Origin of the sequence: Parabacteroides sp. CH2-D42-20 (assembly GCF_003670185.1) — a bacterium.
Taxonomy (GTDB): Bacteria; Bacteroidota; Bacteroidia; order Bacteroidales; family Tannerellaceae; genus Parabacteroides; species Parabacteroides distasonis.
Genome location: NZ_RAYG01000002.1, coordinates 283230 through 299776, shown reverse-complemented (window position 1 = coordinate 299776; position 16547 = coordinate 283230). Strand labels below are relative to the sequence as shown.

Sequence of the window (16547 nt, the reverse complement as noted above, 5' to 3'; positions counted from 1 at the left end):
AATGCTCATGTTTTTTGCGCATAATAATTACACATTTTATTGTTATTGAATGTGTCTACCTATATCAGCATAAGACAAACTCTTATTAACCCTATCGCTTTGCCCATCAATGTCTTTTAAAAATAACACGTATTTTTATCCAATGCAAAGAAAAAGTATCAATGTCAAGTATAAGTGGTAGATGTTGAATGATAATTGTAGATGTCAGGCTATCTACAACCTATATGTAATGCTTTGATTTATAAAGCATACATGGCGTAGTGGTAGATATTGCAGATGTTTTCATAAAATCAATATTGTAGAATTCCTTTTATCTCCATTATGTATAGTTGCAGTCTGATATTTGGTTAGTCATGCTATTCCACATGCTTTAAGAAGAGAATCTTATAGCTTGTGATGATATAAAGTTTTTATGGTAGAAAATTTTGTTTACGTAAAAATATTTGATCTATAAGTATTCTGTAATAGATAAAAACGCCTAGTCTAAACGATCGTTTATTCTAGGCGTTAAAGATAGGCTATATTTTTGAATAAAACAAAATCCAGAGAAACTTTTAAAAATTGATTATCAACGCATAAACGTAAATATGGACGCTTATGCGTTGAATTCAATAAAACGCCAGAATAAAATGATCGTTTAGACTAGTCGTTTTGTAACCGATGATTCTGCTTAACCACCTGTAAATGATGATTGTGAGAAAACTGAAGGGTCGATTACTACAGAATTTGTAATATAGGGTAAATGTTTTTAAATAATTGAATATTAATAACTTAAAAAATTAATCGTATGAAAAGAAGATTACTTTTCTTGTTCGCCTTGTTTATGGTGGCGACAAGTGTAGGGTGGGGGCAGACGGATTTGTATGTCAGCTCTAGTGGTTCTGATGATGCTGTAGGTGGTTCGGACACTCCTCTGGCTACAATTGCGAAAGCGATTGAAAAAGCCACGGATGGGGCTACCATTCATTTGGCAGAGGGAACTTTTCCAGTTTCATCAACAATCCCTAAAGCGTTAACTATTGTTGGAGAAGGAAAAGATAAATCAGTTCTCAAAGGGTATCTCGTTATTTCAGCGGGTACGCAAAAGAACGTTTCTTTCCAAAATGTTCAGTTGACGAATGAGGCAAAAGTTTATAGTAGCCCCACGAAACCTGTACCTCTGATTTTAATGAAGGATCAAAGTGCGGTTTTATCGTTAAGAGGATGTGCTTTGATTAATAACGCAAAAGGATGGTACGTTGGTTATGGTGAAGGTGTATATAAAAAGATGGGTATCTCTATCCAATCTGATTCCACGGCTCTGGGTGGAGAGATTCATTTGATTAATTCTTCGATTATGATGGCAGCGGATAATCAAAGTGGTATTTCCTGCAATGGTGCGGTAAGCCAATTGACGATTGATCATTCCTCGATTACAGTTAATGAATATCCACGATCAGGCATATTTGGTATTGATGTGCATTGTGACGGTATGAACGTAGATATAAGTAAATCGACGATAGAATTAGGTAAATTTTATTATCCAATATATATCTTAGGCCCGAATCAGACTATAAATATAAAAGATGAATCACTTATTAAAGGTTGGTGTGCTATTTATGCTAATGCGGTATGTGATAACTCTGTGGTTAATGTCTCTTCTTCGAAGTTAGTAGGTTATAGTGAGATGACAGGCCCTAGTAATGGTTTCTCTACATTGCCTATACAAGCGACGATGAATGTGCGATATGTGATTACGGATTCGGAAATACAGACTTCCGTTAAAGATCAAACTATATCTCCGATGACTCCCATAAGTTTTGCGGAGAATACATATATTGAAGATTCTCATGCAAATAATTGCTATGTAGAATTGAGAGGTAATACTATAGTTAGCTTGATGCGCCAAGATAATAATTCGGCTTTCATTTCTGATGATTCTAATTACTTAAATAGAGTATTGGCTGATCAATCAGTAAAGTTTAGGACGGTAGATGCGTCGGGTAATGAAATCTGTGAAGCCATTGTAATTCGTTCGGCACAAGGTGATACGGTTCGTATGGCATTGGATACGACGGCATTTAAGAGTTGCTTGACCTCGGCTTTTGAGAATGATAATATTATTCTACCAATAGGTACTTATACTTTACCTCAGACATTGACATTGGATAGATCTCAAGGACTTATAGGTGCGGGTAAAGATAAAACAATTATAGAAGGTGCGATCTTGGTTAATGGCTCTGCCAATAATACTGCTACCGATGTTAAAATAAAAGGATTGAGTATCGATTATACGCCAACGAAAGTTACCTCTGGAAAATGTACTCCAATTATAGAGGTAACCGGTAATGCGGATTTGTTGATAGATAATTGTATTATGAATAATAATACACAAGGCTATGGTGATCGTAAGAACTCAAATCCAGCGGAAGCATTACAAAATGCGATTCTTCTGGGAGCAACGGCAAAGGGGACTGTACGTGTTGAAAATACTACAATAAATTTGGCGGCTAACGCACAATCTGGAGTTGTTATTGATGGAGAACTGACGGATGTCTCTCTTGTTAATACAAAGATTGAGGGACAGGTGAACGGTTCGAATCAATTTGGTGTATATATTCACCATAAAAAAACGCCAGTGACGGTAGATAGTACGACAATCTTGCTAAATAACCATTATTGTATTTATGCTAATAACGCCGGCGATCAAAAATTGACAATAAAGAATAAATCGAACATCGTAGGATATGGTGCTCTCTATTTGTATGAGACCTCAGATATGAACGTTCATGTTTCGGGAGGGAGTACCTTAACTGGTAAGACAAAAAATAAGGGTGTTTCCGATAGTTTTGCGGCTATAGCGATATCAACAAATAATTCTACAGTGGGAGCTTCCAATAACGAGATTGTGATTGAAGATTCTTATATCGGGAATAAGTTTGATGAACAAGAGACAATGGCAATGACTCCGATTAAAATAAATGGTAGTTTTACTCCTACTCCTTGTGATAATAAGATTATATTGAAAGGAAAAACAATTGTCTCAACTACTGATAACATAAAGAATCCAACTATAGTGGGTTATGGTATGAATCCTGATGAATATAATAATGTAATCATGGTGGAAGGCACTGATGTGCAATTTCAAGACCAAAACGGGAAGCCTTGTGTGATTATTAATAAACCTGATGGTTCATTTAGGAATGCAGCGGTCTCTGTCGTAACATCGATCGATTTTGGAGAATTGAGTGAGGATACATATTACCATGAAGGCATTGCCTATGCGGGAGATATAATAATGATTCCTGATACGACTATAGCAGAAACGCTTGATGCTTTAAATGCGGCGGAATATACCTTCTTTAAAGCCCCTACTGTTCCCTCTGATCAAGGTACAACGCCTGCCATTTGGGAACCTTATGTTATTCCGGATAGTGTGATTTTTGATTGTAAGGACGGTTGTTTGGTGGCAAAGGAAAGTGCGGCTAAAACGTATGCTATCGCCAATCCTTATAAAAGGGTTTATTGGCTAAACCAAGGTGAGGAGTCTTTTTCTATAAAAGATTATGCGGTAGCTATTGAAATAAAAAATGATACTACGTGGGCCACTCCTTATTCGGAAAGGAAGGTGAATGTATTGGATGGAGCGACTCTGACCCTCTCTACTCCAATGGTTTTAGATACCGTTACAATGGAAGAAGGTGCCCAATTGCGATCTGCGCTTACGGATGTCAACCAAAAGGTAACCGCTAAGGTACTTCGTTTCGCTCCAAAATTATCCGGTAATAACTGGAAAGCGCTAGGTGTACCGTTTACGTCTCTGGAAGTAAAAGACTCGAAAGGTGCATCCGTATCAGCACCAAGCGCTCAAGAAGCTGATAATGGTATTTGGTTTGCGGATCTGAAGAATAATAAGACTCCTATATTTGAGGTGAAGACCGACAACTTTGGCGCAGCCGGATTATGGGCGGCTAATGGCGATGCCTATACGATCTCTTCCGAAGGAGCTTTTGAATTCAAGACCTTGGAAGAACTTGCCGCTCCAACTGAAACAGGTACTTTCTTGATGTGCTCGAATCCGAATACATTTACGATTACCTTGAAACAATCCGCTTATATATTGACAGCGGATGGAACCTCTTTCGAGCAAGAGGCAAACCCGGAGATCAAGCCTTTCCAAAGCTTTGTCTTGACAGACGCCAAGACATTGAGTACGCTTCGCTCTTTACGTATCGGCGATGGCGTGGTTACGGGTAACCAGACGATCGAGCCGGTAGATGGTTATTACGTGACTACCGATCGTGGCGCTATCGTGATCCACACGCCGGAGCCTATGGACGTGGTGATCATCGGAATGAATGGCAAGGTCGCTTATCGTGGCGAGGTTACGGACGGACAGCGGATCATGGTTTCTTCGGGCATCTATGCCGTGAACGGTCAATTAGTAAGGGTTAAATAACGATTAAAACAAAGATAAACATGAAAAAGAGTATATTAGCGATATTCCTTGCTGTCATCGCGATGGCACAGGTACATGCGCAAGATTCAGATTTACGTTCCGCCCCGGATCTTCCGACGTTCAAGGTGACATTGAATTATAGCTCGGCGAATACTGATCAAGGAACCTTAATCAGTACGGTAGCCACAGGTTCCAAGGTGGCATATAATAGTAAACCCGTTTTCACGATCACGGCGAAGCCCGGATATGTCCTGTCGGATATAACGATGAATACGGCTACTATTGGCACGTTGCCGAGCGGTACTTTTCAAAATGATAATACGACCACCTATTCCTATACTTCCACCGCTTTAACCGGTAGTACGGAAATCAAGGCGGTGTTCAAGGCAAAAGAGCAGGTGACAGTCACGATCTCTCCTGAGTATGCCACCTTGGATGAGATAAGGGCGAAGGTGAATTTGCCCAAGGTTACTTTTGACCCGGTTATTACGGGGTATAAAGTACAATACAGGGAGGATGGCTCTGCTGCTTTGACGGATGAGTTACCCGAAAAGGCTGGACTTTATTATGTTGTCGTAACCAAGTCGGAGACTGATACGCAAGCCGCCATAAACAAGGAGATTCTATTCAAGGTACAACCGCCCCATACGCTTTCTTACTCGTTTGAGGAGGCGCAAGGATCTGTAACCGCTTCTATGGATGGCTCCATTATCGCCAGTGGTGATGAGATCGTTTATAATAAGCCAGCCGTATTGAAGATTACCTCCAAGCCCGGTTATGTGTTGAGCAGACTTACCGTAGATAATAATGAGGTGACTTTGCCGAAAGGAACTTTTAATTCTTTTACGAATGAGACTTCCTACGCAGATTATACGACATCGGCGTTGACCGCTTCTACGGTTATTGACGTGCGATTTGCCGCGAAGAAAACCGTATCTGTAACAGCCAATCCATTATCTGCCACGAAGGATGAGGTTTTGGCTGGTAAGAATCTTCCGGTTATTACATTTACCCCCAATACGATAGCGGGGCAGAAGGTTCAATATAAGAACGCTTCCGGAGCTTTATCCGATAAACTTCCTGCGGCGGATGGTGTTTACACGATCGTCGCGACCAGTCCCGAGACCGCGGAATATGCCGCCTTGAAGGATGAGAACATGAAGTTCACGGTATCTAAAGCGAATGTATTAAATTATAACGTGGAAACGGCCGGACAAGGTACGGTTACCGCCAAGATGGGCTCTACGGACATGGCAAGCGGTAGCGAGATCATTAACGGGCAACCTGCCGTATTTACAATTATCGCTAACCCCGGATTTCTATTGAATAAGATTGTTGTGAATGGAACCGCGGTATCAGCCTTGCCAAAAGGTGCGCTTAATAAGGATAACACCATCTCTTATACCTATACGACCGCCTCGTTAACCGCCTCTACGACCTTATCGGTAGGTTTCGCCGCAAAGAAAACGATTGCTGTGAATGTAACAGGTTCTTCGGCGACAAAAGATGAGATCGTGGCCGGGAAGAATTTGCCGGTTATTAAGTTTACGCCGGAAATAGCGGGACAAGCGGTTCGATATCGTGCGGCCGATGGTTCGGAGACTTCCACGTTACCGCAGATAGTCGGAACTTATAAGATCGTCTTATTTAGTCCGGAGATCATGGAGTATGCCGCGTTAGAGGATTCCTCTAAAACGTTTACGATCCGTAATGCCAATACCTTGGCTTACGCTGTCGATGGTGGACAGGGCACGGTTACCGCCAAGATGGATAACAAGGACATCATGAGCGGTGGTGAGATCGCTTACGGTAAGCCCGTCATTTTCTCGATCGTATCGAATGCCAACTATAGGCTAGGGGCTATTAAGCAAGGCTCTTCGGACGTGGATATCTCGAAGATCAAGGGAACGTATGCCAATGGAAATACCTCTTACACGTACACGACCCCGAGTCTGACGAGTGGCGATAGCTATACCTTTGCGTTCGTCTCCAAGGATACGGTGAGGTTCGTGGCTAACAACCTTGTCCAGACGGTCGGCTCCATCAAGCCGGTCACGGTAACAAGTGCTGTGGAGGATATCAAGATCGAATATCAATTGAGCGGTAAGGCTTGGGTTACGACATTGCCTTCCACGCTGGCTGTGGGTTCTTATAGGGCCCGTTTGAGCCGTGCGGAGGACTTGACATACCGTAGCCTCTCTGATACGGTTACGTTAGTGGTGGAGAGCAAGAAAGAGGTGGAGAGTTTGGTGTTACCTACTCCGGGTCGTATTGAGGAAGGACAGGCTTTATCGGCGTGTACCTTGATCGATGGAACTTCTTCCGGATCATTTATCTGGAAAACTCCGAACGAGATCGCTTCTCCGGATAAGAAAAAGTACGACTTGATATTCGAACCGAATGATCCTGTTCTCTATGCGGCTAAAGATACGTTTATAACCTTGAACGTAATTCCTGTTTATTCTATGAATGTTACCGCCGGTAATTTCGGTACTGTCATCTTGGAGGGGCGTACCGCAAATGATAAATACGCGAGAGGCTCGGTTTTGAAAGCGACAGCCGTCGCGGATAAGAATTACCGGTTTGCCGGTTGGAGTGATGGGAATACATCGGCTACACGGGAGTTGCAAGCGAATGCGAACTTGGATATCGTAGCCCGTTTCGATTCGATCGTTTATGGCGTGACGTTTACGAATCCGATGAATGGTTCCTTGAAGGTCTTCGCGAATGGCGTGGAGGTGAAGAATGGTGCTGAATTTTTACAGGGGACCTTATTGACTATCACGGCGACTCCGGATGCGGGCTATATGGTTCAGTCCGTGAAGGTGAACGGGGCTTTGGTGAATAACGGTTCTTATACTTTGACACAAGCCGCTGATATATCGGCCGATTTCCTGCAAAAAGAACCGGATAAACATTTGGTCAAGGTTGGGGAGTTGAAGAATGGTAGCGTTAATCTGATCGAGGTGGATACGAAGGCGCCTGTTACTCCCGGTGAGGCTATCTCTGAAGGTGTGAAAGTGAAGGTGATAGGAAATGCGGATTATGGCTATGAGCTGGCATCCGTGAAAGTGGAAGGCGCGAATTATAATGAGGCTGATGGCTCATTTATGGTTGGGACCGGAGATGTTACGGTGAGCGCAAGTTTCCAATTGGTGAAATATCAAATAACCTCGGCGTTGAATATCCCTAATGCGGGTAAAGTCGTATTGAAAGATAAGGCCGGTAAAGAGGTGGCTTCCGGTTCTAAGGTTCCTTATATGACTCAATTGACCGCTTCTGTTGAGACGGAAACGGGATATCGTTTTATGAATATGATGGTGAACTCTTCCGAGATCAAGGATGGAGATGTATTCACCGTTTCCGGCCCTATGGTTGTTACCGCTAATTATGTGGAGAAGAAAGATTTGGCCTCGCTGATTGATAAGACGACGCAAACGGTAGTCTATAATAAGCAATACCGGAATTTCGAGGTTAAGATTACGGGCTATTCCGGTTTGGACTTTAAGGTCGCATATTCCCGGAGTGGGGTAGAAATGACAGAGAATCCTAAATCGGCCGGAACTTATAAAGTTCGGATTACCCGTGGCGAGGATGATTTATTTAAAGCCGTGGATGTAACTGCCGAGCTGATTATCAAGAAGGCTGGTATGGCATTGCTGGAAGTACCGACTATAGGAGGGGATAATTATGAAAAGGTTGATGCTAAACTTACTCAAGACTTCGAGGATGTGGAATGGAATCCTTCTACACAAAAATCGGCGCTTCGTGCGAACGTGACTGGAAGCCCGACAAAGGATCAGGTAAATATTCTGCGCTTTACCCCACTTGACAAGAGTAATTATGAATCGGTAGATTATTCAATGCCGGTTGGTGAAGTAAAAACGTTTTCTTTAAGTACCTCAAATACGGAGGTTACGAATGGGGGCTTGGTTATTAGCGATTATTCGGAAGTTCCGGAGAATACGGTTTTAAAGTTGCGAGCGGTAGCTCCTAGCGAGAATCAGCGTTTTGATTCTTGGAGTGATAATGTCTCAAGCGCCGATAGAAAGAAACCAGAGATAACGGTTACTTTGGCGGCTGATGCGACATACACCCCGAATTTTGTGGATAAACCTAAAATAACGGCGAATCCTTCAGATTTGGAGTTTGTTTATAATGGTTCCGTAAGGCTTGTGGAATTGAAAGACATTTTGAGCGGTAGTTATCCGACAGATGTAAATATTAAATATTCAAATACGGATGGATCGGTTGCTACCCCATTGAACGCAGGTACTTATCTTGTGACTGTAACACGTACCGGGGATGAGAACTGGCGATCTTTCGAGGCAACCAAGAAATTAGTGATAAAGAAAGCGAAGGTCGTAAAGGTAGTGGCTCCTACCGCATCTACGATCACGGAAGGTCAGTCCTTGTCGGAATCCCTATTATCCGGTGGTGTTGCGAAAGGTGCCGATGGGACTACCATATCCGGTAAATTTGAATGGGCTGATGCGTCAGCTATATTGAAACCCGGCAATAGCCAGAAAAAGGAAGTGATCTTCACGTCGTATGATCCGAATTATGAGGATGCGACTACGGAAGCGGAGGTTACGGTGAAAAGTTCGGATGCGTTAGTTGTCACGTTCGCTCAACCGGAAAATGGTTCTTTGAAAGTCTATATGTTGAAGGGTGAGGGTGAGAAGACCGAGATAACGAGTGGAACCGCTGTGGCGAAAGCGACTAAGCTAATCATTGAGGCGGAAGCCAATCCGGATTATGAATTGGCCGTTATTCAAATAGGCGAAGAGAAGTATACGACTTCGCCTGTAGAGATTGAAGTCGATAAGTCCTTGGCTATTATGGCAGAGTTCAAGCCGGTTTCTACACCTCCGGGAACAGATGTGGCTGTTACGGGAGTTTCTTTGAATATCACGTCCAAGGCATTGGCCGTAGGTGAATCTTTTGCCTTGCAAGCGAAAGTTACCCCTAATAACGCTACGATGAAAACTGTCTCTTGGAGCAGCAGCGACGAGACGGTGGCTACTGTTGACGCGGATGGTGTCGTTACCGCGCTGAAGATCGGTACCTGCAAGATTACCGTGGCTACCGATGACGGCAACAAGACGGCGTCTTGTGTGGTAACTGTCTCCGGCACGGTAGGTATCGAGCAAATCATCAACGATCATCAAATCTATTGCGAGCGAGGTGCGATAACCGTTCATCCGGCCCGTCCAATCTCGATCCGTATCATAGCGGTGACTGGAGTTAGCCTGTATGGCGACTCAATTATCGGAACTACCCGCATCCCGGTATCGACAGGAATCTATCTGATAGAGATCAACGAGAATGGCAAGCGTATAACAGTGAAAGTAAACGTTCGCTAACAACCTTATTTTAAGAAACTAACCCTTGAGTCTTTAATGTTGGGGAAGGCCGCTAGGAATACTCAGTTCCGGCGGTCTTCTTTTTTATCCTATAAGCTTTACTTTATCTGTTTTTGTTCTGATATAATTAAATAAAACGTTATCTTTGTATCATAGAAAATTAAAACAGAAAGCCTTATGGAAAAAAATGAAGAAAAGAAAAAGGAAGAAAATGCCAAAACTAAAACAACTGTGGCGAAGACTGGAAAAAGAAAGGTAAGTAAGACATGGGAAGCAGCAATGAGGCTTAAAGGATCTTTGATTGTAAATGATCCTCAATTCTTATTGTAAGGCATGAGATATCTTATAGATACCAATATTTTCGTTTATTTATCTACGGATGTGGAATGCTTAAGTAAAGATGTCGCAGCTATTATCCAAGAACCGGAAACATGTGAAAATATTGCCATTGAAAAAAGAACATATGCAAACGTATGCGCATATGGAGATCAATGAGGCGCAGGGACACAAAGATCCCTCAGACCACGTAATTATTGCGCATGCCATAACGGAACATCTACCGCTTATTTCAAGTGATACCCGTTTCGGATTCTATAGAAGTCAAGGGTTGGACTTGGTATTCAATCAGAAATAATCTATATATTGTATATGTACGAATAGCCTTTGTTAGAGTTGTAGAGGTTAAATATTCTAAAACCCTTTCGGCTTACTTATTTTATTCGTTCTTTTGCAAGAAAATTGGGAGGTGTGTTCTCTGTACGCATCTCCTTAATTTATTTAACGTTAATAAGTGAGAGTCTGATGGCTGAAAATAAAAAAGTTAGTTCTGTTTCTTTCTTTAACTCCCGGCTTACGTCTGTTATTAGTATCTCCTTGGTACTATTCTTGCTAGGACTCATTCTATTGATAGGGATGTTGGGTAATAAACTCTCCGTTTATGTGAAAGAGAACTTATCTTTCTCCATCGTGCTGAAAGATAACCAAAAAGAAACTGAGGTAAAGAAAATGCAGAAGAGCTTGGATGCTCTTCCTTTTATAAAATCAACCGAGTATATATCGAAAGAGCAAGCCGCGAAAGAGTTGGAAGAAGAACTGGGCGAGAATCCGGAAACCTTCTTAGGCTTTAACCCTTTACAGGCCTCGATTGAGGTGAAACTGCATTCGGAGTACGCCAACCCCGATAGCCTCCAAGTGATAGAGAAGAAGATTAGAAACTATACGTCGGTCTCGGAGCTGCTTTACCGAAAGGATATGATGGAGATGGTCCATAATAATATGAAGCGGTTGGGCTTGATCTTGCTAACCTTGGCTGCGGTACTGATGATTATCTCGTTCGTGTTGATCAGTAATACGATCCGCCTGTTGATTTATTCCAAACGATTCTTAATTCATACGATGAAGCTAGTGGGGGCTACTTCCGGCTTTATACGTAGGCCTTTTGTGAAATATAACATAGTAAGTGGCATTTTCGCCTCTATCTTGGCAATATTGATGCTAACCGGAGCGTTATATTATTTGCAAAATGAATTGAAAGGTTTTATCCAGATATTGGATATGCAAACATTATTATTGGTTTATGTGGCAGTGTTTGCTTTAGGTATTGTCTTGTCCGTGATCGCGACCATTTTTGCCGTGAATAAATATTTGCGGATGGGGGGCGATAAGTTGTATTATATTTAATGTACGAATAATAAAGAGTTGAGAAAGATGGCTAAAAGAGATTTTGCTTTCGGAAAAGAGAATTTTATACTGATTGCGGTAGCGGTTGCCTGCATCGTGCTTGGTTTCATATTGATGAGTGGTGGAGGTTCCGGGGATAATACGTTCAATCCCGATATATTCAGCGCCCGCCGTATCGTGGTAGCTCCGGTGGTTACGGTTATTGGTTTCGTGATGATGATTTTTGGAATCTTGAAGAATAGCAAAGATAAAGAAGTAACAGAATGAGTTGGTTTGAGGCCTTGATACTGGGTATTGTACAGGGATTGACCGAATATCTGCCGGTGAGCAGTAGCGGTCATTTAGCGATTGGTTCCGCTTTGTTTGGTATAGAGGGAGAGGAGAATCTCGCGTTTACGATCGTCGTGCATGTGGCGACCGTATTCAGTACGTTAGTGGTTTTATGGAAGGAAATCGATTGGATATTCCGTGGTTTGTTTAAATTTCAGATGAACGCGGAGACGAAGTATGTGATCAATATCTTGATTTCCATGATTCCGATCGGGATCGTTGGGGTATTCTTTAAAGATACGGTAGAACAAATCTTTGGATCGGGTTTATTGGTCGTTGGTTGTATGCTGCTATTGACGGCGGCTTTGCTGGCATTTTCGTATTATGCCAAACCACGCCAGAAAGAGTCGATCTCGATGAAAGACGCTTTTATTATCGGTCTGGCTCAGGCTTGCGCCGTGATGCCGGGTTTGTCACGTTCCGGATCAACGATCGCTACCGGTTTGTTATTGGGAAATAATAAGGCGAAACTGGCCCAGTTTTCTTTCTTGATGGTAATACCTCCGATCTTGGGAGAGGCGTTGTTGGATGTGATGAAGATGGTGAAAGGTGAAGATGTGGCCGGGAGCATTCCCGCGTTATCATTAGCGGTAGGTTTCGTGGCCGCTTTTGTTTCCGGTTGCGTGGCCTGTAAATGGATGATCAACATCGTGAAAAAGGGGAAACTGATTTATTTCGCTATCTATTGCGCGATCGCGGGATTGGTGACAATTGCTTGTACATTACTGAAATAAAGAATGGATTTTATAGCTGGAGAGATTTTATATTTTAATAAACCACTAACGTGGACTTCTTTTGACCTAGTTAATAAATTTCGCTATAAGCTAAGTCGGAAACTGAAGGTAAAGAAGATTAAAGTTGGACATGCGGGGACACTGGATCCCTTGGCTACAGGTGTGATGATCGTTTGTACCGGAAGGGCTACGAAGCGGATCGATGAGTTTCAATATCAGACGAAGGAATATATCGCTACGTTGAAGTTGGGAGAGACTACCCCGTCTTTCGATTTGGAGAAAGAGATAGACGCCGTGTATCCCACGGAACATATAACCCGTGAGCTCGTGGAGGAGGTTTTAAAGACATTCGTGGGTACGATCCAACAGATTCCCCCGGTGTTCTCCGCTTGCAAAATCGAAGGTAAACGTGCTTATGAGCTAGCCCGGAAAGGAGAGGAGGTTGAACTAAAATCCAAGACATTGGTTATAGACGAACTGGAGTTGCTGGAGTGTGATTTGCCTGTTATAAAGATACGGGTGGTATGTAGCAAAGGTACCTATATTCGTGCGTTGGCTCGTGATATCGGGAAGGCCTTGGATTCCGGCGCTCATTTGATTGGCTTGGAACGGACTCGCATCGGAGAGGTAACCTTGGATATGTGTATGTCTCCGGAGGAGATCGATGATTTCTTAGAGCAGAATGTGGTAAAAATAGAAGAAGAAAAATAAATAGAGTGCATTATGAAGCTTTCGAAATTCAAATTTAACTTACCGTCGGAATTAATCGCTTTACATCCGGCGAAGAACAGAGATGAGTCGAGGTTGATGGTCGTTCATCGTGATACGGGTGAGATCGAGCACCGCGAATTCAAGGATATTCTAGACTATTATGGAAAAGGTGACGTGTTTATCTTTAATAACACGAAAGTTTTCCCCGCTCGCTTGTACGGTAACAAGGAGAAAACAGGGGCGCGTATCGAGGTGTTCTTGTTGCGCGAGCTGAACGAGGACTTACGTTTGTGGGACGTATTGGTGGATCCGGCTCGTAAGATCCGTATCGGTAATAAGTTATACTTTGGCGAGGATGATTCCATGGTCGCAGAGGTAATTGATAATACGACTTCGCGTGGTCGTACGCTCCGTTTCTTATATGACGGGAACCACGACGAGTTTAAGAAGGCTTTGTATGCCTTGGGCGAGACTCCGCTGCCTAAGTATATCGAACGTGAGGTGGAACCGGAAGACGAGGATCGTTATCAGAATATTTTCGCCGCGGAAGAAGGTGCGGTTGTGGCTCCTGCCGCGGGATTGCATTTTAGCCGTGAGTTGATGAAACGTTTGGAGATCAAGGATTGCCAGTTCGCTTTCTTGACATTGCATTCGGGCTTGGGTAATTTCCGTGAGATCGACGTGGAAGATTTGACAAAGCATAAAATGGATTCTGAGCAAATGGTCGTAAATGCCGATGTAGTGGATATCGTGAACAAGGGAAAGGATGAGGGGCACAAGGTTTGTGCGGTCGGAACTTCCGTGATGCGTGCGATCGAGACGGCCGTAAGTACGGATGGTCATCTGAAAGAGTTCGAGGGCTGGACGAATAAGTTTATCTTCCCTCCGTATGATTTCAGCGTGGCTACCAGCATGGTGACAAATTTCCACATGCCGTTGTCTACATTATTGATGATGACAGCTTCTTTCGGTGGTTATGAGTTGATCATGGACGCTTACGATATCGCTTTGAAAGAGAAATATCGTTTCGGTGCTTACGGCGACGCTATGCTAATCCTTTAATCCGGTTTCTATGGCGACAGCTTACCTTGGATTAGGTACGAACGTAGGTAATAAACGAGGAAATTTGGTGACAGCGGCGGCGCTGTTGGCTGAAAGGGTGGGAGATGTTCTTGCCCTTTCTGATATGTATGAGACGGAGCCTTGGGGATTTGAATCGGACAACACTTTCTTGAACGCCGTGATCGTTATGACGACGGAACTTTCCCCTATGGAATTATTAGACGCTACCCGTTTGATCGAGATCGAGATGGGACGTATCGAAAAAAGTGACGGTGCGTATCATGACCGTATCATCGATATCGATCTGTTAATGGTGGATGAGCAAATCCTGCATACGGAGCGGCTGACGCTACCGCACCCTCTGATGCACAAACGGTCGTTTGTTATGGAACCGTTGGCAGAAGTAGCTCCGTTGGTGAAACATCCTGTGTTTGGCAAGACGATGCGTGAACTTTTATCCGAATTATAAGTTTTAATTATGAACTACGAGATTTGAGTTATGAATAAAGAAATTAATAAAGCGATGACGCAAGGGATCGTCTTCAAGAAAGCGAAAGGCGAAGCGGAAGATTCGAATGGTAAGAAAATCAAGTTCTCTGATTTCTTGAAAGGGACACATGGCTCTGATTCAGCGAAATGGAAGGCCGGTTTTAAATATAAAAAAGCCTTACGTAATTCCAAAAAGAAGAAATAATTTTCAATTTTCAACTTTCAATTCTCAATTATTGCGTATCTTTGCGAATGAATTGACGTGGATAGATTTGTATTGCTTGCAACCACGGGAAAAAATGCTAAAAACATATCCTTTTCGTTGCCGTCCGGCAGAAAAATCCTTCCAAGTTCAATTCAGTCATAGATTAGTAATCTTTTCAATTTAAAACGATGAGTTATTTATTCACCTCCGAATCGGTGTCTGAAGGGCACCCCGATAAAGTAGCCGATCAAATATCGGATGCTTTGCTGGATGAGTTCTTGGCGTATGACAAGAATTCGAAAGTTGCTTGCGAAACCCTTGTTACAACCGGACAGGTTGTCTTGGCTGGAGAAGTTAAATCAAGTGCGTATGTGGATGTGCAGGAAGTGGCACGTGGCGTGATCGAGAAGATTGGTTACACGAAAAGCGAGTACCAGTTTGAAGCGAAGTCATGTGGTGTGTTCTCTTCTATCCATGAGCAGAGTGGCGACATCAACCGTGGCGTAGAGCGTGCGGATCCCTATGAGCAGGGTGCCGGCGACCAAGGTATGATGTTCGGTTATGCTACTAATGAGACTGAGAATTATATGCCTTTGGCGTTGGACTTATCTCATAGTTTATTATGGGAATTGGCGAAGATCCGTAAGGAAGAACCGGATTTGATGCCTTATTTGCGTCCGGACGCTAAGAGTCAGGTTACGATTGAATATGATGATAACGGTAAGCCATTGCGTATCGATACGATTGTGGTATCCACGCAGCATGATGAGTTTATCGGTCCGAAAGGTATTTCACAGAAGGAAGCGGATGAGGCTATGCAAAAGAGGATCGCCTTAGACGTGAAGAAGATATTGATACCTCGTGTGAAGGCTCAATATCCGGCTCATGTACAGGCTTTGTTTAATGATAATATCATTTATCATGTGAACCCGACCGGTAAGTTCGTGATCGGTGGTCCTCACGGTGATACCGGTTTGACCGGCCGTAAGATTATCGTGGATACATACGGTGGCAAAGGTGCTCATGGCGGTGGTGCTTTCTCTGGAAAGGACCCTTCTAAGGTAGACCGTTCGGCTGCTTATGCCGCTCGTCATATCGCTAAGAATATGGTTGCCGCCGGTGTGGCGGATGAGATGCTGGTACAGGTGTCTTATGCGATCGGTGTGGCTAAACCGATGAATATTTTCGTGAATACTTTTGGCCGTGCGAAGGTGAATATGACGGACGGAGAGATCGCCGCTAAGATCTGGGATATCTTCGATATGCGTCCGAAAGCGATCGAGGAGCGTTTGAAATTGCGTAACCCGATTTATTTCGAGACCGCTTCTTATGGTCATATGGGACGCAAACCCCAGACGGTGACGAAGACATTCTCTTCCCGTTATTTGCAGAAGCCGGTTACTTGTGATGTGGAGTTATTCACATGGGAGAAATTGGATTATGCAGATAAGATCAAGGACGTGTTTGGTCTATAAAAAATAAGTGGAAAAAGTAAGCTGGCTTAAATGGCGAAGTATGTTAAGATACTTTGC

At 43.1% G+C, this 16547-nt stretch carries 12 protein-coding genes; all 12 read left to right on the top strand.

The features are described from left to right. The first annotated feature begins 787 nt into the window (after positions 1-787). The 12 genes from D7V92_RS02905 to metK all read left to right on the top strand — a co-directional run bounded on the left by D7V92_RS02905 (position 788) and on the right by metK (position 16490). Entirely contained in the window at positions 788-4438 is a 3651-nt protein-coding gene (locus tag D7V92_RS02905; protein WP_233572777.1) for a DUF1565 domain-containing protein, read from the top strand. 20 nt (positions 4439-4458) lie between these two features. Beyond that, positions 4459-9804, top strand: coding sequence for an Ig-like domain-containing protein (locus D7V92_RS02900; RefSeq protein WP_121772228.1), 5346 nt, complete (start codon positions 4459-4461; stop codon positions 9802-9804). Between the two features lie 177 nt (positions 9805-9981). Then, a complete protein-coding gene (locus D7V92_RS22155; RefSeq protein WP_008773777.1) occupies positions 9982-10134 on the top strand; it encodes a hypothetical protein in 153 nt (50 codons plus the stop codon). 70 nt (positions 10135-10204) lie between these two features. Further along, positions 10205-10438, top strand: a complete 234-nt coding sequence (locus tag D7V92_RS02895) for a PIN domain-containing protein (protein ID WP_229045791.1) — start codon at positions 10205-10207, stop codon at positions 10436-10438. A gap of 167 nt (positions 10439-10605) precedes the next feature. After that, positions 10606-11484: an ABC transporter permease gene (locus D7V92_RS02890; protein ID WP_121772227.1), complete on the top strand. Its 879-nt coding sequence runs from the start codon at positions 10606-10608 to the stop codon at positions 11482-11484. 27 nt (positions 11485-11511) lie between these two features. Beyond that, positions 11512-11751, top strand: coding sequence for a DUF3098 domain-containing protein (locus D7V92_RS02885; RefSeq protein WP_005853907.1), 240 nt, complete (start codon positions 11512-11514; stop codon positions 11749-11751). Beyond that, positions 11748-12548: an undecaprenyl-diphosphate phosphatase gene (locus D7V92_RS02880; RefSeq protein ID WP_005867094.1), complete on the top strand. Its 801-nt coding sequence runs from the start codon at positions 11748-11750 to the stop codon at positions 12546-12548. The genes D7V92_RS02885 and D7V92_RS02880 overlap by 4 nt, the downstream gene beginning before the upstream one ends. Positions 12549-12551: 3 nt before the next feature. Further along, positions 12552-13259, top strand: coding sequence for a tRNA pseudouridine(55) synthase TruB (gene truB, locus D7V92_RS02875; protein ID WP_057328132.1), 708 nt, complete (start codon positions 12552-12554; stop codon positions 13257-13259). Between the two features lie 12 nt (positions 13260-13271). Beyond that, on the top strand, positions 13272-14321 hold the full coding sequence (queA, locus tag D7V92_RS02870; protein ID WP_005853911.1) for a tRNA preQ1(34) S-adenosylmethionine ribosyltransferase-isomerase QueA: 1050 nt from the start codon (positions 13272-13274) through the stop codon (positions 14319-14321). Between the two features lie 10 nt (positions 14322-14331). Then, on the top strand, positions 14332-14790 hold the full coding sequence (gene folK, locus D7V92_RS02865; RefSeq protein WP_008779929.1) for a 2-amino-4-hydroxy-6-hydroxymethyldihydropteridine diphosphokinase: 459 nt from the start codon (positions 14332-14334) through the stop codon (positions 14788-14790). 30 nt (positions 14791-14820) lie between these two features. Then, positions 14821-15015 carry a hypothetical protein gene (locus D7V92_RS02860; protein WP_008778718.1) on the top strand — a complete coding sequence of 65 codons (195 nt, stop codon included), beginning with the start codon at positions 14821-14823 and terminating at the stop codon, positions 15013-15015. A gap of 188 nt (positions 15016-15203) precedes the next feature. After that, positions 15204-16490: a methionine adenosyltransferase gene (gene metK, locus D7V92_RS02855; protein WP_005867099.1), complete on the top strand. Its 1287-nt coding sequence runs from the start codon at positions 15204-15206 to the stop codon at positions 16488-16490. Positions 16491-16547: the final 57 nt, after the last annotated feature.

Excerpts from the sequence above, each read along its gene's own strand:
- D7V92_RS02905 (WP_233572777.1), top strand. The coding sequence starts at position 788 with ATGAAAAGAAGATTACTTTTCTTGTTCGCCTTGTTTATGGTGGCGACA.
- D7V92_RS02860 (WP_008778718.1), top strand. The coding sequence starts at position 14,821 with ATGAATAAAGAAATTAATAAAGCGATGACGCAAGGGATCGTCTTCAAG.
- D7V92_RS02900 (WP_121772228.1), top strand. The coding sequence starts at position 4,459 with ATGAAAAAGAGTATATTAGCGATATTCCTTGCTGTCATCGCGATGGCA.
- queA (WP_005853911.1), top strand. The coding sequence starts at position 13,272 with ATGAAGCTTTCGAAATTCAAATTTAACTTACCGTCGGAATTAATCGCT.
- metK (WP_005867099.1), top strand. The coding sequence starts at position 15,204 with ATGAGTTATTTATTCACCTCCGAATCGGTGTCTGAAGGGCACCCCGAT.
- truB (WP_057328132.1), top strand. The coding sequence starts at position 12,552 with ATGGATTTTATAGCTGGAGAGATTTTATATTTTAATAAACCACTAACG.
- D7V92_RS02890 (WP_121772227.1), top strand. The coding sequence starts at position 10,606 with ATGGCTGAAAATAAAAAAGTTAGTTCTGTTTCTTTCTTTAACTCCCGG.
- folK (WP_008779929.1), top strand. The coding sequence starts at position 14,332 with ATGGCGACAGCTTACCTTGGATTAGGTACGAACGTAGGTAATAAACGA.
- D7V92_RS02895 (WP_229045791.1), top strand. The coding sequence starts at position 10,205 with ATGTCGCAGCTATTATCCAAGAACCGGAAACATGTGAAAATATTGCCA.
- D7V92_RS22155 (WP_008773777.1), top strand. The coding sequence starts at position 9,982 with ATGGAAAAAAATGAAGAAAAGAAAAAGGAAGAAAATGCCAAAACTAAA.
- D7V92_RS02885 (WP_005853907.1), top strand. The coding sequence starts at position 11,512 with ATGGCTAAAAGAGATTTTGCTTTCGGAAAAGAGAATTTTATACTGATT.
- D7V92_RS02880 (WP_005867094.1), top strand. The coding sequence starts at position 11,748 with ATGAGTTGGTTTGAGGCCTTGATACTGGGTATTGTACAGGGATTGACC.